The sequence below is a fragment of the uncultured Methanobrevibacter sp. genome (assembly GCF_902774605.1).
In the GTDB taxonomy this organism is placed as follows: domain Archaea; phylum Methanobacteriota; class Methanobacteria; order Methanobacteriales; family Methanobacteriaceae; genus Methanocatella.
The window spans coordinates 13,999-34,750 of record NZ_CACYJE010000010.1 but is presented as its reverse complement, the minus strand read 5'-3'; the positions used below and the strand labels follow the sequence as shown (position 1 = coordinate 34,750).

25 protein-coding genes and 1 pseudogene are annotated in these 20,752 nt (G+C 36.0%); 20 read left to right on the top strand and 6 right to left on the bottom strand.

The features are described from left to right. The first annotated feature begins 249 nt into the window (after window positions 1-249). On the top strand, window positions 250-1,263 hold the full coding sequence (locus QZU77_RS03705; protein WP_295600204.1) for a virulence RhuM family protein: 1,014 nt from the start codon (window positions 250-252) through the stop codon (window positions 1,261-1,263). Here the strand turns inward: QZU77_RS03705 and QZU77_RS03700 are convergent. Further along, window positions 1,260-1,502 (bottom strand): DUF357 domain-containing protein, encoded by a 243-nt coding sequence (locus QZU77_RS03700; protein WP_295001272.1) that lies wholly within the window; start codon window positions 1,500-1,502, stop codon window positions 1,260-1,262. The two genes, QZU77_RS03705 and QZU77_RS03700, sit on opposite strands and share 4 nt — an antisense overlap. After that, the gene (pgsA, locus tag QZU77_RS03695; protein WP_295600203.1) at window positions 1,499-2,065 is read right to left on the bottom strand and encodes an archaetidylinositol phosphate synthase; all 567 of its coding nucleotides are present in this window, start codon (window positions 2,063-2,065) and stop codon (window positions 1,499-1,501) included. The genes QZU77_RS03700 and pgsA overlap by 4 nt, the downstream gene beginning before the upstream one ends. 36 nt (window positions 2,066-2,101) lie before the next feature. On the opposite strand from pgsA, the gene QZU77_RS03690 reads away from it, so the two are divergent. Beyond that, window positions 2,102-2,683, top strand: coding sequence for an L-threonylcarbamoyladenylate synthase (locus QZU77_RS03690; protein ID WP_295600197.1), 582 nt, complete (start codon window positions 2,102-2,104; stop codon window positions 2,681-2,683). A gap of 11 nt (window positions 2,684-2,694) precedes the next feature. On the opposite strand, the gene QZU77_RS03685 is transcribed toward QZU77_RS03690, so the two are convergent. Both QZU77_RS03685 and QZU77_RS03680 read right to left on the bottom strand, forming a co-directional pair. Next, on the bottom strand, window positions 2,695-3,618 hold the full coding sequence (locus tag QZU77_RS03685; protein WP_295600196.1) for a hypothetical protein: 924 nt from the start codon (window positions 3,616-3,618) through the stop codon (window positions 2,695-2,697). 108 nt (window positions 3,619-3,726) lie between these two features. Further along, entirely contained in the window at window positions 3,727-4,749 is a 1,023-nt protein-coding gene (locus QZU77_RS03680) for a hypothetical protein (protein ID WP_295600181.1), read from the bottom strand. Window positions 4,750-4,831: 82 nt separating this feature from the next. Between QZU77_RS03680 and radB the strand changes: the two genes are divergently transcribed. The 4 genes from radB to QZU77_RS03660 are packed head-to-tail and all read left to right on the top strand — an operon-like array spanning window position 4,832 to window position 7,874. Then, a complete protein-coding gene (gene radB, locus QZU77_RS03675) occupies window positions 4,832-5,536 on the top strand; it encodes a DNA repair and recombination protein RadB (protein ID WP_295600179.1) in 705 nt (234 codons plus the stop codon). 59 nt (window positions 5,537-5,595) lie between these two features. Continuing rightward, complete coding sequence (locus QZU77_RS03670) at window positions 5,596-6,771, top strand: pyridoxal phosphate-dependent aminotransferase (protein ID WP_295600176.1); 1,176 nt, start codon at window positions 5,596-5,598, stop codon at window positions 6,769-6,771. Between the two features lie 12 nt (window positions 6,772-6,783). Beyond that, window positions 6,784-7,500, top strand: a complete 717-nt coding sequence (locus tag QZU77_RS03665) for a ferredoxin (protein WP_295600173.1) — start codon at window positions 6,784-6,786, stop codon at window positions 7,498-7,500. After that, complete coding sequence (locus QZU77_RS03660) at window positions 7,497-7,874, top strand: putative zinc-binding protein (RefSeq protein WP_295600170.1); 378 nt, start codon at window positions 7,497-7,499, stop codon at window positions 7,872-7,874. The genes QZU77_RS03665 and QZU77_RS03660 overlap by 4 nt, the downstream gene beginning before the upstream one ends. A 16-nt stretch (window positions 7,875-7,890) precedes the next feature. Here QZU77_RS03660 and QZU77_RS03655 read toward each other — a convergent pair whose 3' ends face one another. Beyond that, complete coding sequence (locus tag QZU77_RS03655) at window positions 7,891-9,669, bottom strand: ribosome biogenesis/translation initiation ATPase RLI (RefSeq protein WP_295600168.1); 1,779 nt, start codon at window positions 9,667-9,669, stop codon at window positions 7,891-7,893. A 239-nt stretch (window positions 9,670-9,908) separates the two neighbouring features. Here QZU77_RS03655 and QZU77_RS03650 point away from each other — a divergent pair, with 239 nt between their 5' ends. The 5 genes from QZU77_RS03650 to QZU77_RS03630 all read left to right on the top strand — a co-directional run bounded on the left by QZU77_RS03650 (window position 9,909) and on the right by QZU77_RS03630 (window position 12,119). Continuing rightward, the gene (locus QZU77_RS03650) at window positions 9,909-10,508 is read left to right on the top strand and encodes a hypothetical protein (protein ID WP_295600165.1); all 600 of its coding nucleotides are present in this window, start codon (window positions 9,909-9,911) and stop codon (window positions 10,506-10,508) included. 100 nt (window positions 10,509-10,608) lie between these two features. Beyond that, window positions 10,609-10,947: an aminoacyl-tRNA hydrolase gene (gene pth2 / locus QZU77_RS03645; RefSeq protein ID WP_295600162.1), complete on the top strand. Its 339-nt coding sequence runs from the start codon at window positions 10,609-10,611 to the stop codon at window positions 10,945-10,947. A 45-nt stretch (window positions 10,948-10,992) separates the two neighbouring features. Then, complete coding sequence (locus QZU77_RS03640; RefSeq protein ID WP_295600160.1) at window positions 10,993-11,667, top strand: delta 1-pyrroline-5-carboxylate synthetase; 675 nt, start codon at window positions 10,993-10,995, stop codon at window positions 11,665-11,667. After that, the gene (locus QZU77_RS03635; protein WP_292605920.1) at window positions 11,664-11,825 is read left to right on the top strand and encodes a zinc finger domain-containing protein; all 162 of its coding nucleotides are present in this window, start codon (window positions 11,664-11,666) and stop codon (window positions 11,823-11,825) included. Before QZU77_RS03640 ends, QZU77_RS03635 begins: the two co-directional genes overlap by 4 nt. A 24-nt stretch (window positions 11,826-11,849) precedes the next feature. Next, on the top strand, window positions 11,850-12,119 hold the full coding sequence (locus tag QZU77_RS03630) for an elongation factor 1-beta (protein ID WP_295600156.1): 270 nt from the start codon (window positions 11,850-11,852) through the stop codon (window positions 12,117-12,119). Between the two features lie 771 nt (window positions 12,120-12,890). Here the strand turns inward: QZU77_RS03630 and QZU77_RS03625 are convergent. Further along, on the bottom strand, window positions 12,891-13,778 hold the full coding sequence (locus QZU77_RS03625; protein WP_295600153.1) for a phosphate uptake regulator PhoU: 888 nt from the start codon (window positions 13,776-13,778) through the stop codon (window positions 12,891-12,893). Window positions 13,779-14,354: 576 nt separating this feature from the next. Between QZU77_RS03625 and QZU77_RS10825 the strand changes: the two are divergent. The 9 genes and pseudogenes from QZU77_RS10825 (at window position 14,355) to QZU77_RS03575 (ending at window position 20,708) form a co-directional block, all read left to right on the top strand. Then, window positions 14,355-15,103: pseudogene (locus QZU77_RS10825) on the top strand (DUF3100 domain-containing protein). Continuing rightward, entirely contained in the window at window positions 15,104-15,241 is a 138-nt protein-coding gene (locus QZU77_RS03610; RefSeq protein ID WP_295600144.1) for a hypothetical protein, read from the top strand. Window positions 15,242-15,249: 8 nt separating this feature from the next. Next, window positions 15,250-15,567 carry a hypothetical protein gene (locus tag QZU77_RS03605; RefSeq protein ID WP_295600142.1) on the top strand — a complete coding sequence of 106 codons (318 nt, stop codon included), beginning with the start codon at window positions 15,250-15,252 and terminating at the stop codon, window positions 15,565-15,567. 477 nt (window positions 15,568-16,044) lie between these two features. After that, on the top strand, window positions 16,045-16,860 hold the full coding sequence (locus QZU77_RS03600; protein ID WP_295600139.1) for a phosphate ABC transporter substrate-binding protein: 816 nt from the start codon (window positions 16,045-16,047) through the stop codon (window positions 16,858-16,860). Between the two features lie 95 nt (window positions 16,861-16,955). Continuing rightward, entirely contained in the window at window positions 16,956-17,831 is an 876-nt protein-coding gene (pstC, locus tag QZU77_RS03595; RefSeq protein WP_295600136.1) for a phosphate ABC transporter permease subunit PstC, read from the top strand. Window positions 17,832-17,852: 21 nt separating this feature from the next. Further along, entirely contained in the window at window positions 17,853-18,704 is an 852-nt protein-coding gene (gene pstA / locus QZU77_RS03590; protein ID WP_295600132.1) for a phosphate ABC transporter permease PstA, read from the top strand. Window positions 18,705-18,725: 21 nt separating this feature from the next. Next, complete coding sequence (gene pstB, locus QZU77_RS03585) at window positions 18,726-19,478, top strand: phosphate ABC transporter ATP-binding protein PstB (protein WP_294005164.1); 753 nt, start codon at window positions 18,726-18,728, stop codon at window positions 19,476-19,478. A gap of 25 nt (window positions 19,479-19,503) precedes the next feature. After that, on the top strand, window positions 19,504-20,175 hold the full coding sequence (gene phoU / locus QZU77_RS03580) for a phosphate signaling complex protein PhoU (protein ID WP_295600128.1): 672 nt from the start codon (window positions 19,504-19,506) through the stop codon (window positions 20,173-20,175). A gap of 212 nt (window positions 20,176-20,387) precedes the next feature. Beyond that, on the top strand, window positions 20,388-20,708 hold the full coding sequence (locus QZU77_RS03575; protein WP_295600126.1) for a hypothetical protein: 321 nt from the start codon (window positions 20,388-20,390) through the stop codon (window positions 20,706-20,708). The last annotated feature ends 44 nt before the right edge of the window (window positions 20,709-20,752 follow it).

Genomic DNA, 20,752 nt, shown 5'->3' with positions numbered 1-20,752 from the left:
TGCATTCAAAGTTTCATTTTTTTATTTTTGCCTTACCTTGGAATATTGTTCTCACAGTGTAATTTTGTCTTCACTTTGAAATATTGTTATCATGTTGTAATCTTGCCTTTACTATGAAATATTGTTCTAACAATGTAATTTTGCTTTTACCTTTCAATATTGCATTTATTTGCAACAAAAAGTTTATATGAATTGTAGTTTAAAATAATATTTGATTAAATTAAATTAATTATAAAATGAGGTAAAATTATGCTGGAAGAAAAAGAAATACAAAAAACTCTGCTTTATGTCGGGGATGAAGGCGAGGTTTCACTTGATGTGATTGTCGACTCAGAAGGGGAAACATTTTGGGCAACTCAGAAAACAATGGCTGAAGTGTTTAAAGTTTCTAAATCTACAATCAGTGAACACTTAAAACATATTTTTGAAGAAGGTGAATTGGAGAAAAATTCAGTTGTTCGGAAATTCCGAACAACTGCATCTGATGGTAAAAAATATAATATAAATTTTTACAATTTAGATGCCATTATCTCTGTAGGCTACAGAGTGAACTCTAAAAATGCTACACGTTTCAGAATATGGGCTACTCAACAATTGAAAGAATTAATAATCAAAGGATTTGTTTTAGATGATGAACTTTTAAAAAATGGTTCCAGATTTGGAGTTGACTATTTCACTCAATTGCTTGAAAGGGTAAGGGACATCAGGTCATCCGAAAGAAGATTCAATCAAAAAATCACAGATATATATGCTACCAGCTTTGATTACAAAAAAGATGCTCAGGTAACTCGTGAGTTCTTTGCAACAGTTCAAAACAAGTTAATCTATGCAGTCAGCGGTCACACTGCTGCGGAAATTATTGCTGAAAGGAGTGGCAGTGAAAAAATCAATATGGGATTGGCAACTTGGAGCAATCCAAACGGCAAAATCATATTGAGTGATGTCGTAATCTCTAAAAATTATTTGAATGAAAAAGAACTAAAACGTTTAAACTCATTGGTGGATGGATTTTTAACCCTTGCTGAAGCAAGAGCCCTTAATGAAATTCCAATGTCCATGAAAGATTGGAAAAAAGTATTGGATGATTATATTGATTTAAACTTATTGCCAATTTTAAAAGGAAAAGGCAAAATTTCATCTAATGAAGCTCAAAAAATTGCAAAAGAGGAATATGATAAATTCAAACTCATTCAAGACAGGGATTATCAATCCGATTTTGATAGGTTAATCATTGACATTAAAAGAATTGAAGGTGTAAATTAGATGATTCCATGAATCATCCTTAATGCATCCAACAGCCCATGACTATATTCGATGCAGCCGAATGCAGTCCTCATATCCTCCTTTTCAAGATAATACTTGGAATCATTCCAATAGTCAACGGCCCTGTCATAAACCTCTTTTTCCTTCCCGACAAACTCAATATGAGCCACCTGATTCAGGTTCCTTTCCAATTTCGCAATGTCCTTTGCTATCTTTTCCGGACTTTCCAATTCACTCATCTCAATTGCCTCCAAACATAAACGATTCTCTGACCAACAGTGAAGTATGATAATATCACCAGGATATAAATGATGTATGTGAAGTAAATGTCTCCTGCAAGAAAACCGATAATTGCCCCAATCATCAAGATGATCATTCTAACGGCACGCTCAGCTATTCCAATGTTGCACTCTGCACCCTGTGACTCTGCCCTTGAGCGAACATAGCTGACAGTTATTGCTGAGTGAATCGCCAAGACTCCAACAAACCAATCGCAGTATCCTCCGAAAATGATTCCAATATAGATTATCGCATCAGCGAACCTGTCCATTGTTGAGTCGAGAAACGCTCCGAATGGGGATGACCTTCCATGGTATCTTGCAACGGCACCATCCACAACATCCAGAAAACCGGACAACAGGATTGCAACACAACCCAGAATAAGGTTATGATTGGCGAAACCGTAAGCCGCAAGCAATGCAACGAACGGTGAAATCACTGTCACTATATTGGGATTTATATTCAAGTTTCTCGCAATCGGATTCAGTATTCTTGTTAAAAATGGTCTTAGACTTTGAAGCATAATTATATATAAAGATTTCATCTAATATAAAGGTGAATGAAAGTCTTAAAAACAAGTATTGATGAAATCGATGAGGAAATTATTTTCAAAGCCATTAACGTATTGGCGGACGGCGGGGTTGTGCTCTATCCCACCGATACAGTCTATGGTCTAGGCGCCAATATTTTTGATAAGAAAGCGGTGAAAAGGGTTTTCGAAATCAAGAGGAGAAGCTATCTGAAGCCATTGTCAATACTTGTCAAGGACGTTGAAACCATCGACCTTGTGGCGAAAATCTCCATGGGTCAGAAAAACACCATGATGGAATACCTTCCGGGTCCCTACACTTTCATCCTGGATAAGAGAAGCATAGTGCCGAGGATAATCACAAGCGGCACCAGCTATGTGGGAGTTAGGGTGCCGGGTAATGGTTTGGCCCGCAGGCTTGCAGGCATTTTCCCAATAACCACCACCAGCGCGAACATTTCCGACGATGAGGTTCTAACCAACCCCTCAGACATACTGGATCAGCTTGACTGTGATGTTGATTTGGTGATTGATGTGGGGGACTTGGGTCCTGCCAAATCCTCAACAATTGTAGATTTGACCAGTTTCAAGCCGAAAATAATAAGAAAATAGAGATTAATGGGTTAATCTCTTGAGAATTTGATGATCAGTAAGGTTCCAAAGAGTAATATGATTAGGGCGGGAATGTAATTGTTCCCGGTCACATGCCTGTTGAGGCTGACTTTATTTAATGGGTCATCATTTGCTTCGGTGCTCATTTGATTTGATGAATTGGCGTGATTGCCTTTAATTAAAGTGCTGTTTTCATCTTCGCTTTCATTTGATTGCACGGGTTTGTCGAATGTATTAGTGGTCTCATTATCCGCCTGTGTTGAATTTTCTGCGGCGGTTGAATTTTGACTTGGCGTATTATTGCTGTTTAGGGTTTCGTTTTCAATCAGTTCAAGAATGTCTCTGTAGATGATCCTGTATGCGAAATAGTTCTGATGATTGACATTGGATGATTTAAGCACTTCAAAGTCGAACACTGCCTCTGTAGTGTTGTTGATTCTTCTAACGGCCCCATGGTCAGGTATCGTTTTTTCAGACGCGCTGGCCCTAATCATCTCCATCAAAGTGGGGTCAACCCTCCATCCGGTGAAATCATCAGTGAAATGCCATATGATATGCTGGGTTTTGATCTTGTCCTGCATTGCAATGTCATAATAGTCAACGAAGAAAGTCTTCAGCTCATTTCCGACGGACTCTCCGTTATTGTTGTTGACTGCCTTGTCAGTGTCCTCCACTGTAAACTCAGACCCTTCAACGGCTTCATCATCACCATAGTCGATGCAGTATCCATTGTAGCCGTCATCGAAACTGATGTTGAAGTGACCGTCTTCACTGGCGCTAACAATATCGCCTGTACGGTCCTCTTCACTCTTCAACTTTTCTTCATCATATGAACTCATTACTGTAATGTTGCCCTCTTCATGGGCAGATATGATATTTAAACTTGATGTTATTGTCAATAGAATTATAATCAATGTGTATAATTTGTTTTTCAATTTATTTTCACCTCTGTGAATGAGTGTAATATTAGCGTTGTCAGAGGTGATATATAAAGTTAAAGTGATTGTTTGGTAACTAAAAAAAGAAAAAAGGAAAAAGATCAGCTAGTTTTTCCTTTTCATTATAACCACTGCAATGACTGCCACCACAACAACGATTATAAGTATCAGTATAGGGTTTCCGGCCTTTAAAAGATTGCCTGCAGTATCGTTTTTAGGCTCGGTGGTGTTGTTGACTTCCTTGACGTTATTGTGCACGATTGTAGTGTTGTTCTCAATCACAGTAGTTGTGGTTTTCACGATTGTGGTGTTGTTTTTAGGTTTTTCCTTTTCAGCATTGTTCTTTTTGGCTTCTTTTTTCACATCCTCATTATTGGTGGTTTCAGAATCATTTTTATCGTTTGTTGTCTTGTTTTTATTGGTGTCTTCTGCTTTATCGTCACTATTGTCGTATGTTGTCTTGTTTTTATTGGTGTCTTCTGCTTTATCGTCATTATTGTCGTTACCGGTAGTGTCTTGCTTATTGTCCTCTGAAGTGTTGTCGATATCATCACTTGCAGCCAGCTTGTCGCTTTCCACGGTTTTCATTGAAACCTTATATGCCAAGCAGTCTGACTTTTCATCGTCAGTTGATTTTAAAAGCTCGAAAGTGAAGGTGGCCTCGGTGTTGTCGTTGATTTTAACGACTTCACTGCTGCCGATATTGTCATTTGAGTTCAAAACCTCGCTGATGACGCTGTCGCTTGAATCCATATTGTTGTCAGCAATCTTGGATATTATCGCCCCAAGCTGATTTTCCTTTCCCTGCTTGTACGCCTCGATTATTGCAAGCTTGATGTAATTCTCAATCTTGCTGTGGCTGAACTCCCCGGGGGTGAATGTGGCATCGCTTCCAATCTTGCCTTTGGAGGAATCCATAGCATAACCTGTAAATCCGTCGGCGAACTTGATTTCACCGTTGGCAATGCCAGTTATGGTAATGTAGTTAGAAGTGTCCTCCAATTCAACGCTTCCACTATCATCAGATGAATCTAACGCATCTGATGACTCGTTTCCTGCAAATGCAATACCTGCGCAGCAAAGCGCAAATATTGAAACTATTATTAATGCAGCTATCTTCCTGTTCATATCAAAAAACTCCTATAATATAGGTTATGAGTATATTTCAATTTCGTCAATATATATATTTTATAAAAAACAATATTGATACATGAAGGTATTGGCTAATTTTGAAGACAATCACAAGATCCCATCAAACTCATCTCTCGATGATTTGCTCGACGGGGGTTTTGAGAAAGGCACCATAACACAAATCTACGGTTCACCAAGCTCAGGAAAAAGCAATGTGGCATTGGCACTGGCGGTCAATGTTGCCAAAAACAACCGCAAGGTAATCTACATTGACACTGAAGGCGGAATATCCATAGACAGAATCAAGCAAATCTCAGGACCATACTTCTCCAACGTGGCCAACAACATCATTGTTCTTGAACCTACTAATTTTTTAGAGCAAACCGAAAACCTAAGATCAATCAACGTGTGGCTAAGAAAGCACCATGAGGATGTGGATCTCATCATACTGGACTCTGCAGTTGCACTGTACCGTGTCGACGACATGAAATCATATAAGCTGAGCAAGGAATTGAGAAAGCAGATACAGTCCCTGTCAAACACCGCACGCAATCACGACATTGCGGTGATAATAACAAACCAGATATATAATTCCTTCGACGATGAGGGAAACAGTGAAGTCAAGCCCGTTGGCGGCGACATTCTGGAATACATAAGCAAGGTCATAATCCAATTGGAGCGAGGGGATGAAACCAACCAGAGGATAGCCACACTTAAGCGTCACAGAAGCATTCCAGAGGGACGTCAAGTAACTTTCACTATCACTTCCGACGGGATTGTTTAGGTAATTTTATTAATAACTAAAAATATATATTTATTTTGGAATTGTTTGAGTTGATAATTATGAGGGATAAGGATTTCGATATTAAAAACCCTAAAAAGAAATTTAAAAAGACTGAAAGGGTTCCTCCAAAAGGTTACGACAATGCAAATGACTTTTTCGAGGACATGTACATGGATGAGGACATGATTTGGATGGGACAAAATACAAATCATCTGCAGGACGACACCATATCCGACGCGATGATTGAAGCCATCAAAGAAAAGAATTACTGTAAATATCCTGCCCCAGAAGGTTTCAGTGAACTTAAACAATTGATTTTGGACGATTTTGGATTCAAAGACCTTGAAGTCCTGCTCACAGCCGGAGCAACAGAATCATTATACCTGTGCATGCAGGCGCTGCTAGAGCCAGAGGACAATGTGGTATTGTCAGACCCTGGATACTTCATCATAGGCGACTTTGCAAACAGGTTCGCAAATGAAGTGAGGTACGTTCCAATATACCATGAGGAAAACCACTACAAGCTGACTCCAAAGCTCCTGAGGGAGAACATGGATGAAAACACCAGGATGGTTATACTCATTGACCCGTTGAACCCATTGGGCTCCGCTTACACAGAGGATGAACTGAAGGAATTTGCCGAAATCGCAAAAGAAAACGACTTATACTTATTACATGATGTGACCTATAAGGACTTTGCAAGAGAGCACTACAACATGGAAGACTATGCTCCAGGCCAAACATTAACCATATTCAGCTTCTCAAAAATATTCGGAATGGCTGGTTTAAGAATCGGGGGAGTGTTATCCTCAAAACCAATCATCGATGCAATCAGAAACGCTGTGGTCAATGACCTTGGAGTTAACATAATCACCCAGTACGGTGCAATCGCAGGCCTTAAGACAAAACCTCAATGGATCGGAAGAATCCGGGAAACCTGCTTTGAAAACCAAAGACTAATCCATGAAATGATTGAACCAATCGAGGGAGTGTTCCTGCCTGTCTACCCATCAGATGCTAACATGATGGTAATTGACCTGTCAGGTGCCGGAATAAACCCTAAGGAAATGTCCAACTACCTGGTTGGCAAAAAACTATTCACAAGGGAAGGGGAATACACTTCAGAGGAATTCGGCGACAGGTACCTTCGTATCAGTTTCTCAATTCCAACAGAGGAAATCAAGGTCTTTTGTGAAGAATTCCCTAAAGCCGTTGAGGCTTTAAGGACAAAATAAAAGGTTAATGGTATGAGATTTCGATATCATCAACCCATACCTAATTTTTATAATATAGAAAACCCAATTGAACCGTTAACAACCATCTCTAACGATTTTTTAGATGAATTCACTGAAATTGCCATCGCTTCAATGTTTGCCGGCTTGAGCTATTCCAAATTAAATGATGAATTTAAAAAGGAATGGGGCATTGACTGGGACAACATAATAATCCTGAAATACCACATGTCAAGCGACATCCTCAAGATGGAGCCTTCAAAAGAGAAATGCAAGCTGATGGATGAGGAATTTCAGGAATACGGCGCCAAGGCATTCGCACTGGCAGACATACTCAGGGAAAATGGATTCAGGGCTGACCTAATCAACCCCCTGGACGACAGGGTAAGCCTCAGAGCAGTTGCAATGCAATCCAACGAGGCAATCATTACAAGAAGCAACATGTGCATGTTCAAGGAAGGATTGAACCTTGGATTTTTCATGATCAAAACATCAATCGAAAACCTGCCATTCAAGACGGTCAACGAGCTTGAATGGGTTGGGGATTACTGCTCCACCTGCGGAGTGTGCATAGACAGGTGCCCCGAAAAAGCATTCGACGAAAACGGAAAGTTCTTAAGAAAACTCTGCACAGCCCATCGTGAAGGGTGCAGCAAATGCATAGATTACTGTCCGTTCTATAAGAGAGGATATGATAAAGTTAAAAAAAGATACGGGAGAATGAAAAAATGAATGATAAGATAGCATTGGTATCATGCAGCGGACTGAGCCCATTGGGACTGGTCGTAAGGGCTGCAAGCGTTGAACTTGCATTGGAAAACGAGAACATTGTAGCGGCATGCATAACAGAGTATTCAGCTCAGCCGAACAACTGCTCACCGATACTGGAAGACGCAAAAATAGTGACAATCACAGGATGCGGAGACGATTGCGCCTCAGTAATCCTCAATGACAAGGATGTTGAAGTGGTTAAAAACATTTCCGCTGACGCTGTGGTGAAAACATATGATTTGAACCCATTGGATGCCGTCAGACTTGATGATGACGGTGAAAAGGCAGTGTCAATATTGAAGAAGTATATTCTAAAAGAATTGGAAAAAATATAAAAAAGGGAAAATATTTTTAATCGGATAGGTAATAATATTCTCCTTTTTCTTTCTGCTCACGGTCCTTGTAACTGTCGAGCTTGTTAACCCTAGGCCTCTTGGTTTCCTTATCCCTTCTGAATGTAATGTTTAAGTTGCCTAGAAACTCGTTCATTGCATTTCTAAGGTCAGTAGGCTTTGACGCATGACCGTTCAAACCAGGAGTGCCGTTGAAAACCATTGCCCTGTCGGAAATGTAGTCGATAAACACGATATCGTGATCCACAATCAATGATGCCGCATTTCTGCTTTCAACCATCTTGCGAATGACTCTTGCAGCAATCAACCTCTGCTCAACATCCAAAAATGCTGTCGGCTCGTCGAAAAGATAAATCTCAGCATCCTTTGATAAAGTGGCAGCTATCGCCAGTCTTTGAAGTTCCCCACCACTCAATCCTTTAACCGGCTTGTCGAGCATTTCATCCAATGTCAATGGGGTCATGATTTCGCTTTCAAAGATTTTGGATCCGAAACTAGGGGCATTCATGTATAAAAAGTCGCTGACTGTTCCCTCAAAGTTTGAAACGATGTACTGTGGCTTGTATGCGATTGTCACTTCCTCGTCAACCTCACCGGTGGTCGGCTCCTCAACGCCTGCAAGCATCTTTGCGAATGTGGTTTTACCTATACCGTTTGACCCGAAAGCGGTGACTATTTCATCATAGAAGATTTCACCCTCATCGGCAGTCAGGCTGAAGCCGTCATATTCCTTGCTCAGGTCGCTGTATGATGCAAGGGCATCTCCCTCATCCTCTGGGGTTGGCGGGCGGATAGTGAACTCAATCGGGTTTCTTCTGATTCTAACGTTTTCCTCAGCCAAAAATCCATTGATGTAAGCGTTGATTCCTATGCGCACTCCTTTTCTTCCGGACACTACACCGTATCCTCCAGGCTGTCCGTATAATATGTGTATGTTGTCGGACAATGCGTCAAGTGTTGCAAGGTCGTGCTCAATCACTAGCACGCTCTTGCCTTCCTCTGCAAGTGAGCGTATGACCTTCACTGCATTGAGCCTTTGTGAAACGTCAAGCCAGGATGTCGGCTCGTCGAAGTAGTAGAAATCTCCTTCCCTTAAAACGGTTGCTGCTATTGCAACCCTTTGAAGCTCTCCTCCACTGAGGTTTTCCATGTTCCTGTCAAGAACGTTTTCAAGCTGAAGTTCCTTTGTTACGTAATCCAGCTTGTCCCTTTCATTAACGTTGCCAAGAAGGTCTTTAACCTTGCCCTTAACCACCTTAGGCAACTTGTCAACCATTTGCGGCTTGAGGATTGTTTTGATGTTTCCCTCGGATAGGTCCTGGAAGTACTTCTGAAGGGATGAGCCCTTGTAGTACTCAATCACTGCATCCCAGTTCTCAGGCTTGTTTTCAAAGTCTCCGAAGTTAGGAATGAGTGTTCCTGATAGGATGTTCATTATTGTGGATTTGCCTATACCGTTAGGTCCAAGCAGTCCGAGAACGGTTCCGGCCTCAAGATTTGGGAGTCCGAAGAGTTCAAACTGGTTTTGGCCGAACCTGTGAATAGGTTCGCCAGCCGCTTCTGGCAGGTTTATGATTGTAATAGCATCAAACGGGCAGCGGTTGGTACATATTCCGCACCCTTCACATAATTCTTCTGATATCAACGGTTTTTTAGTGTCTTCATCGATTACTATGGTGTCCTCCTCCATTCTGACACCCGGACAGTAATGTATGCAAAGATAATCACATTTTTTCGGTTGACATCTGTCCTTGTCTAAAATTGAAATACGAGTCATTATAATCACATGTAAAAATATAATCATTAATAATTATGTCGTTACTGATTAATTAAACTATTGTAAAAATTGCTGTTTGCGAGGATATTTTCAATGTTTCCGGTTTTGAGTGGTTGGGTTTTATGGAATTTTAATCGATTTAGGGTAAAGGTTTTAAATAATAAATTTGAAATTTTTAATTACATAAAAATAATTTTTAAGTTAAAAGTGATTAAGAATCAATAATTATGGGTGATTAAATGGATATTAAAAAATTTATGTGTTTAATTCTAACATTGGTTATTTTGATTTCTGCTTGCGGAGTTGCTTTTGCTGATTCAGGAGATTCTGGAAGTTCCGATTCATCAGATTCAGGTTCTTCTTCAGGAGGTTCAGATTCTGGTTCATCAGATTCAGGCTCCTCTTCCGGATCATCTTCAAGTTCCAGTTCAAGCTCTGATTCCAGTAGCAGCAAGGACACTTCCAAAAGTACGGATACTTCTAAAAGCAGCTCTTCATCTTCCGGTTCCAGTTCCTCTTCAGGTTCCAGCAGTTCAGGATACTCATCAAGTAGCAACTACGGTTACTCCTCAGGTTCCAGTTCAGGCTCTTCCGGATATTCATCAGGCAGTTCTGCAGGTTCAGCATCAGCAAGCAGCGATGCAACCACAACCGATGATGTTGTAAACACTACCACAAACCAAACAAACAATGTGACCAACAACACTGCAAACAATACCAATGTGTCAGCGCCTCAAGATCAAGGATTCAATCTTGGCGACAACATGATGGTTGTTGTATTGGCAATTGCGGCAGTTATTGTTGTTATAGCAATAATTTTGGTGTACTTTAAATTGTAATTGAGATTTAAAGGCATGTGATTTCATGTCTTAATCTCTACTATCTATTTTTTTCGTAAAACTTTTAAATGATTAATTTCATAATGTTATTTGTGATAAGATGAAACAAGTGATGATTGTAAGGACAGATTTAAAGATGCGCAAGGGCAAAATCGCTGCGCAATGTTGCCATGGTGCCATTGGAGCATACAAGAAATCTCCTGCTGACAAGATTAGAAAATGGGAGAATGAGGCCTATGCAAAGGTTGTTCTTAAGGTTAAGACTTTGGAGGAATTGACTGAGCTTAAAAAATTGGCCGACGAGAAGGGAATTGCCAATTATCTTGTGGTTGATGCCGGACGCACTCAGATACCTACATCAAGCGTTACAGTTTTGGCCCTCGGGCCTGATGAGGATGAAATACTTGACGAAGTGACTGGGGATTTGAAGCTATTATAACTCAAGTGTCATTTTAATCAAAGCTATTTTTAATTAAACATAGGTGTGATTATTATCATAAAACAGGTCGTTAAGATTGGGGGAAGCCTATTTCCAAAACATGCCATAGAACTTGCAAGACAGCTGGAAAACACCAACTCTGCAATAATACTTGGAGGAGGGGAGTTTGCAAACCTGATACGCAAATACGATGATGAAATGAACTTCACAGAAGAGGCCAACCACTGGACAGCAATAGATTGCATGGACATCACAGCAAAGCTCGTGAATGACAAGGTTGACTCGACCGGACTGGCATATACAATCGACGAGGTTAAGGAATTGTCCGATGATGGTTTGACTCCAATATTCATTGTTTCAGACTTTTTAAGAAGCGAAGATCCATTCGAGTGCAGCTGGGATGTGACTTCAGATTCGATTGCAGCCTATGTGGCGCACCTCCTAAATGCAAACCTTTTAATAGTAACAAATGTAAATGGTATATATACCCAAGAACCGAAAGAGCCAGGTTCAACATTCATAAGTAAAATCGATGCAAAAACTTTACTAACTTTTCAAGAGTCATCGATTGATGTAATGCTGCCGTCTCTTTTATTAAAGTTCGGGTCTGATTGTTATGTTGTGAATGGGAAGTACCCAGAAAGGGTTTTGTCTTTAATAGATGATAATATAAATGATTATAACTTCGATTACACACATATCATAGGTGATTTAAAATGAAAGAAGTAGAATGTATTAGTTGTAAACAAGAAATTCCACTAACTGGACCGTTCGTAGAATTCGAATGCCCAATCTGTGGAGCAAAAATAGCAAGATGTGAAAAATGCCGTACCTTTGGTCACGCTTACAAATGTGAATGCGGTTTCGAGGGACCATAAGTTTAAAATAATGGAGGAATTAGAATGGGTGAAGTATTAACCACTATGAAAATCATGCCAGACAGTCCTGATGTGGATTTAGAAGCTATCAAAGCAACTATTGAAAGTTCAATGCCAGAAGGAGCTAAACTTCATGAAATGAGTGAAGAACCAATTGCATTTGGTTTAGTTGCAATTATCTTACAGTTCATCACTGAAGATGGTGAAGGCGGATCTGAACCTGTTGAAGAAATGGTTCAAGGCATTGAAGGCGTTGCCAGTTTCGAAATTACTGGTGTCGGAAGATTAATGTAAATTTTTTCTTCCTTTTTTACTCTTTTTTTTAGTTTTACCAAAATATTTATATACTTTTTTGCACTATTATTATATAACACGTGTTAAGTGTTAGGTCATAGAAATTTAGGTGTGCCTAAAAATTTAGAAACATTTATATACTATGACAAACAATCTTTTATACAAGTGACATAAATTTAGGCATGCCTAAATTTTCACTTAAACAAGACATATTATTAGTCGAATAATGGTTGAATTATCTCACACTTTTACTCTCACAGGTAACTATTAGAACTTTTTATCTGATAAAATTTTCTAATGGGAAAAGTGAAAAGATTTTCAACAATAATAATACAATCTCCAAAATATAAATATAGTATTAAATTAGCTTTCCACAATTTTCTAATTTAATACACAGGAAAATTTATCTGCCAAAAATTTTCCAAAAAACAAGTCGTGGTGTTTATTAACTCTCCTCAACCAAAATAAACACCAACTACTCTATTTTTAAAAATAATTATGAAAATTATTGACTTTTATAATATTACTAAAAGTAAGAAATCGGATTTTCGATTACTTACCACTTTTCCGTGGACAATTTATAAAATACTATATCTTCACCATCAATAATAAAATTAACTTTTGTTCGTATAAAACTTATAAAAAAGTTCCTATACTTATCGATTTCCAGCACTGAAACTTTAATTTAATCTCTATTTCCAATTAATCATATTTTGAAAATATGAGAGTTATTAATTCAACACTTTTCCCAGAATGATTCAATGAAATAAATTATTCCCTGAATGAACGTGGAGTAGTTGATCTTGGAATATCCTTATGGAATTCAAGAGCCAAATCCATGATTTCCACTGAGATATCCCCCATTCTTTCGAATGATTTCACAACACGTGATATGTAAATATAATAATTCGACATTTCAACATCATCAAAAGAAGTTTCAACCATCTGATTAGCTATGAGATTCATGGCTTTCTGTTGGTTTTCATGAATTTTTTCTTCCGTATCCATCAAATCTCCACGTAATTCTATACTACCTTTAATAAAAGCATCAGTTGCATATGAAATAGACCTTTGTGAATATTTATGCATTTTTTTTAATATCTTTAAAAGTTCATCATCAACGGGGGACTTCTCATTGATAACAAATTTTGCAATATGGCCGGAATAATCCCCAATGCGCTCGTAATTGTATGCTGCCTCGCTGAATAACAAGATTTTAGAAAGTTTGGAATGAGGATCAACATCAACAACAGTTTCAACAGAGGAACGAACTTTTTCAAACATGTTATTTGTTGTAAAATCTAATTTTAAAGCTTCTTCCGCTAATTTCTTATCATTATTTAAAATAGCATCAAAAGACATTTGGACCTGTTCCTTAACATGTCCGCTCATGCTGCCTAACATGTTTTCAATTAAGAAAAAGGCGGAATGCTGTTTGATGTTAAAAATTGGATTTGAAGAACCATATTTTTCATCATATTTATTTAAATCAATGACATATGCCCTTTTGACAATGTCTTCTTCAATCAATGGTTTAAGTAACTGAGTAACATATCTACGGCTAATTCTTAATTTATCTGCAATTTCATCTTGAGTAGAAGGTTTATCATAAAAAATAACATCCAAGATATCTTCTAATGTTTTATCACTCCGTGCCATAAAATCCTCTCCAATATTTAAAATAAAAAATTAAATAAACAGTGACTGTTTTATCTGTATTTTATATACTCAATATCCATTCCTCATTTAATTTAATTAATATGCATTATTCATCTTTAGGATAATCCAGATTTTTTGAATGCAAATATTTTCATATTCACTTAATTAAAACAATGATTTTAGACTTATTTAAACTTTGCTAAAATGTGAATTTTCATTCATAAAAAGTGAATCAAATTAATTGAAAAAAATATTAATAAACTTAACAATTCCAATAATGAGAATAGAAAATAATGAAAAATATATTTAAATGAAACAAAAAAATGTAAGAGTTTTAATATGTCTTGAATAAGAAATAGGAAGAATCATAGGCAATATTCATCACAAATACTCCTTAAAATCATTCTCAAAAAAAATACTTTATTATATCTTAGTTTAAAATCAGACCACTATTCAAAAACGTCCATTAATGTTAAGATAAAAAAATTGCTATTAATTAATATTTATATCACAATATATAATATTCAAAAGGAAATTTCCACCCATTTAACTGTGCTTTTTTTGACAATTGTTGCAATGTATATCGGTCCAATTGAAATAACCCCTACAAAAGGGGTTACAGTTTCAGTAATGCCCTTGTTATACACAATGATTTTAGGCTTAATATGCTACCTTGCAAAACCAATAAAATGGATCCAAAGAAAACAATCCAGAATTGCTGAAGGTGCCATAATGCTTTTCATTGGAATTTTAATCGCAAAATTAGCAATATCCAGCGGTCAATCAATACATTTATTATTGGAAATGGGGCCTGCATTAATGTTACAGGAGTTAGGGCACCTTGCAACAATTTTAATCGCACTTCCTGTAGCCTTACTTTTAGGATTTAAACGAGAATCAATTGGCTTGACAAATTCCATTTGCCGTGAACCTGAAGTTGCAGTTGTTGTTGACAAGTATGGATTTAATTCTCCTGAAGCAAGAGGGATATTTGCACTATTCATAGTCGGAACAATAATTGGAACTGTATTCATTTTTTAACAAGTATTAGTGTTTCAATTCTACCATTACATCCTTTTGCATTTGCAATGGCAAGTGGAGTAGGCAGTGCAAGTATGAATGCTGCTTCTCTTGGACCCACACTTGCGGCATTTCCCGGTTTAGAAACTCAAATTGAAGCATTTGCAGGATTCAGTAATTTGTTGTCCTTTTCTGCGGGAATATATATCGTCATGTTTTTGGCTCTGCCATTCACTGAAAAATTATATACAATTTTAGAACCAAAAATCGGAAGAAAAGATATAACCAAAAATGAGGAAGAATGAATGTCTGATTTAATCGATGAAATAACTGAAATGACATCAGAGGGCATTTTAAATTGGATTTTGCTTTTAACCATATTTTCAATTATCACAGTAATTGGTAATTGTGCGGGTTATAAACATCCATATCAGATTCTTTAGGTGGAATAGTGATTTTATCATCTATTGTCCTTTTAAGCGTTTTTTTAGAACGAAAATTACCAATTAAAATTCCATCAATTATCTTTATTATTATAATAGGCATTATTGTAGCATTTCCCGCAATGCCTACTTCACATTTTGTTTTATATTATGTGTCTCAAATTGAAATTTTATCAATAGGTACAGTTTTTATAGGGTATGTTGGAATTGGCCTGATCGGAAATGAAACTGAGTTTAAAGAAGACAGATTGCGCGTGATTATATTTACAATATTAGTTATTTTATCTTCTTATATGGGATATGCAATGGTAGATATGTTAGTTTAGTGAGCGGTGTGTTTCAGTCTGGCATTCATTTTTAATATATGAAAACAACTCTAAAACTCAATTGGCTTTGGATTGTGATGTTTGGTATCATCATCCATTTTGCTGTTAGCATTGAGGAGTCATCCATCATAAGCTGAAATTGTTCAGGTTAATTAATATCGCAGAATACCTGGGAAATTTAATGTTCACATTCATGTTGAGTATACAATTGATAAATTACAAATCATGTTAATTTTGGAAAAAAGAAAATTACCGCGAAGTTACTTTTCAAATGATGCTTATTTTTTCTTCAGCAAAAAATCTGTTCGTTTTTTAGGTATTTTTTTATTTTTTTATTAAATGCCCCATCATTTATTATTCACATTATAGGAATTTTATTTCACTAAATAGTAACACTTAAATAATATAAAAAAAGACTTTCAAATTGTAGGAGAAAATCAGATCCTACATTTAATCAATTACAAAGAGGCAAAATAAATGAAAAAGAACCATAGAATTGCAGTTATTGTTATTGCAACCGTGTTAATCATTATGAGTGGAATTTTACTATTTTCAGGATTTGGAAGCTCCGAAAGAATTGATATAGTAGGTTCCACATCTGTACAACCAGTAGCTGAAAAACTAGTAGAAGAATATAAAATTACTCACCCCAATGCAAACATTAATGTTCAAGGTGGAGGATCTAGCGTAGGCATTAAAAGTGCCCATGAAGGAAGCGCAGAAATTGGTACAAGTTCAAAAGAATTGGACGATAATGAAAAAGAAGGATTAAAAGAATATGAACTTGGTCAGGATGGAATTGTATTAGCTGTTAACAGAAATAATGATGTATCAGATTTAACTAGTACCCAATTAAAAGACATATTTTCCGGAAAAATCACCAACTGGAAAGAAGTTGGTGGAAATGATAGTAAAATCCATGTTATAGTCCGTGAAGAGGGATCAGGTACTTTAGATGCATTTAAAAGTATTGTAATGGGAAATACAAAAATCAAAAGTGATGCCATTGTTCAAAGTTCAACTGAAGCTGTAAAACAATCTGTCAAACAAGATGAAAACGCTATTGGTTTTGTTTCATTCGCACACATGTCTGATGATGTGAAATCTTTAAGTATCGAAGGAGTAGCTCCAAGCACTGAAAGTATCGCAGACGGTTCTTATGAATTAAAAAGACCATTTTTATTCCTTGTTAAAGGAGAACCATCAGGTGATCTAAAAGACTTTATCGACTGGATAAATAGCACTGAAGCAGATAATGTTTTAAAAGGAGAAAAAATTATCAAATCAAAATAAATAACCCGACAACAGGAATTTAAAAAATAAATATGATAACTAATGTTTTCATTATATTTTTTATTCTTAATTTTTTTATACTGGAGGGATTTAACATGTCTAAACTTACATCTGAAACAATAATGGAGAAATCATTGTTTATTATTGCATTATTCTCTTGTTTGGTGATTTTACTTATAATAAGTTTTATATTTATCGAGGCTTTCCCTGCAATACAGGAATATGGAATCGCCCAATTTTTATTTGGAAATATCTGGGCGCCAAATGAAGGGCAATTTGGTGTATTTGCAATGATAATTGGATCATTATATGTTACATTCATTGCACTTTTAATGTCAGTTCCTTTATCTCTTTCATGCGCAATATTTATGGCAGAAGTTGCAAGCAGTAAAGTTAGAAAGTTTTTAAAACCCGTTATTCAAACATTATCTGGAATCCCTTCTGTTGTTTTTGGATTTTTTGGTCTAATTTTATTAGTCCCATTTATAAGATCTCAATTTGGGGGAACTGGCTTCGGCATACTTACTGCAGCAATCATATTGTCCATCATGATTTTGCCGACTATAATTTCGGTTTCTTATGATTCATTAAGAGCAGTTCCGCAGGATTACAAAGAAGCATCTTTAGGTTTAGGAGCAACAAACTGGCAAACAATTCGTAGAGTTGTTTTTCCATCAGCACTGCCGGGCATTATTACCTCAATTATTTTAGGAATGGGCAGGGCTGTGGGTGAAACATTGGCTGTACTAATGGTCATAGGCAATGTTGCAAAAATACCAGCATCGATTTTAAGTCCTGCTAGAACTTTGACCTCAAATATCGCATTGGAAATGAATTATGCAATCGGCATTCATTATAATGCTTTATTTGCTACTGCAGTCGTGCTGTTTATAGTAATTATTTCATTGTTAATTATTGCAAATCATATTCAAAGGAAATACAGTATGGATATTGGTGGAGGAACATTATGAATACAAAAGGAGGTATGAAAAATGAATTTTAATTTTATATCTGCAAAAATTTCTCAAAAAATAATGAATTCAATATTTCTACTTTCAGGAATTATTACCTTAACAATTCTGGTAATTATTTTAGCATATATTTTAATTAAGGGCCTTCCGGTAATAAATTTAGAATTTATTTTCGGTCAAGTTGAAAATCAGGGTGCATCAGGCGGGATATTTCCAATAATCGTATCAAGTTTATATGTAACTTTGCTTTCAGTTTTAATATCCACTCCATTGGGAGTAGGTGCTGCTATTTATATGGTGGAATATGCAAATGATGGAAAATTAACTAGGATAATACGTTTTGGAGCCGAAATATTAGCTTCAATTCCTTCAATAGTGTATGGTTTGTTTGGATTATCTTTTTTTGTCATATTTTTAAATTTGGGATGGTCCATATTTTCAGCCAGTTTAGTTTTAGCTATTATGGGGATTCCAACAATATTTCAAGTTTCAGAAGTATCTATACGCTCAGTGCCAAGCATATATGTAGAAGGAAGTTATGGATTGGGCGCTACAAAATGGCAGACCATTTATAAAGTTGTCCTGCCTGCAGCACTTTCCGGAATTGTCACTGGAATAATATTGGGAATGACAAGAGCAATTTCTGAAGCAGCCGCTGTAATGTATGCTGTAGGCTCATCCATTACCATGCCAATTTCAATACTCGATCCGGGTAGGCCATTGCCGCTTCATTTGTATATTTTAGCAACTGAAGGCATTTCTTTACCTAATGCCTTTGGAACTGCAGCCGTTCTAGTGATTATTGTATTGATTATTACATTTTTAACTAATTATTTCACAGAAAGATATCAAAATAAAATGATGGGAAAATAAATAAAGTAAGGAGATTTAATTATGGAAAAAATTACTGTTGAGCATTTAAATACTTATTTCGGAGATGCTCATATTCTTAAAGACATAAATTTTAAAGTAGCTGAAAACACAGTCACTGCATTAATCGGTCCATCAGGTTGTGGCAAATCAACTTTTTTAAGGTCAATTAATAGGATGAATGATTTAATACCAGCATTTAAATGTGATGGAACTCTCCTTCTTGATGATGAAGATGTTTATGCTCCTGAAATGGATGTTGTGGATTTGAGAAGAAAAGTAGGAATGGTTTTTCAAAAACCCAATCCTTTTCCAAAATCCATTTTTGAAAATGTAGCTTATGGTTTAAGAATTCATGGAGAAGAAGATGAAGATTTTATAAAACAAAGAGTTGAGGAAAGTTTAAAATCAGCAGCAATTTGGGATGAAGTTAAAGATAAACTTGATAAATCCGCAATGGGATTATCTGGAGGTCAACAACAAAGATTATGTATTGCAAGGACGATAGCCAATAATCCTGAAGTTATTTTAATGGATGAACCCTGTTCTGCTCTAGATCCAATTTCAACATTAAAAATTGAGGATTTGATTCATGAACTTAAAAAAGGTTATACAATCATTATTGTAACGCATAATATGCAACAGGCATCAAGAGTTTCAGATTACACTTCCTTTTTCTTAAATGGAGAGATTATTGAAAGTGGAAGGACAGAACAGATATTTGTAAGTCCAAAAGAACAAAAAACAGAAGAATATATAACCGGAAGGTTCGGATAATAAATTAAATTAAGGAGGTATAATAATGAATGAAAAATCTCCAAGCATCACATTTCAAAATAGAATTAACAATATTAAAGAAGGTTATGAAGAATTAGGAAATTTAACCATTAAATTAACTGGAACTGTTGTCAGATTGCTTGAAAACTATGATGAAACAGATTTTGAAAATATTGAAGAATGTTCTACTACAATAGATATTAAAACAATTGATTTAGAAAGAGAATGTATTAAATTCATGGCTACAGAACAGCCTTTAGCTAAGGATTTGATGTTTATCGAATCAACACTTCGGGTAATAAGCCATTTTAAAAGAATTTCTCATTTATGTTTAAAAATTGCTAAATTAATTAAAAACATTCAATGTGCAGACATTCCTGAAAAAATTCTTAAAGAATTGGAGTGTATGGGAGATTATACCTTGATTATATTAAAAAAATCGTTCTTTGTATTTTCAAATCAGGATTTGGATAAAGCAAAAGAATTACCTATTGATGATGATAGAATCGATGAGATGTATGACTCAATTTTAAATGAAGTTACCGAAAATATGATTAAAAATAATGAGTTGATTCCCTATTTTGTTGATGTTATTTTTCTGGCCAGATACTTTGAGAGAATTGCAGATAAATCAGTTAGCATAGGATCTAGAACAATATTCATGTTAACATTGAGAAGACCAAGTATTGATGATTGAATTTTGAATAATTTTATTTCTAGTGAGTATAAATCTTTCATTCACTTAAATTTTTTTTATATTTCATTACTAAAATTTCAAAACTGCCAACAGTTATAATCAAGATTCCAATTAGGAATGCATATAAGTTTGATATAAATATTAAAATTATTGCGATTCCCGAAATTACCAATGTTCCATCCATTATTAACAAGACAAAAGATTATTGCAATTTGATTTGGCTTGAAAATTTAAACTTGAAGGGCGAGTATAAATCAACCATCTTAAATTATATTAAAGAAAAGTACCCTGATTTATTTCCATTATATGATTTGACATATAATAAAAAAGATAGGAGCTATTGGAAGAGCCTGAATAATGAAATTAAGGAATACTGCGAAAATCAAGGATTGCTGTATCTTAGGGATAATGACTCTATCATACAACCTTTTGATGAACCTCCAATTGTTGTAAATTATTTCTATCATGAAGAAATAACAAAAACTGCAAAAAGAAAGACAGATGCCATTAGCTATTCAAAACTCACATTCTGAAACGCTTCATATATCTCAGTCCAAAATCATATTTGATTTCCAAA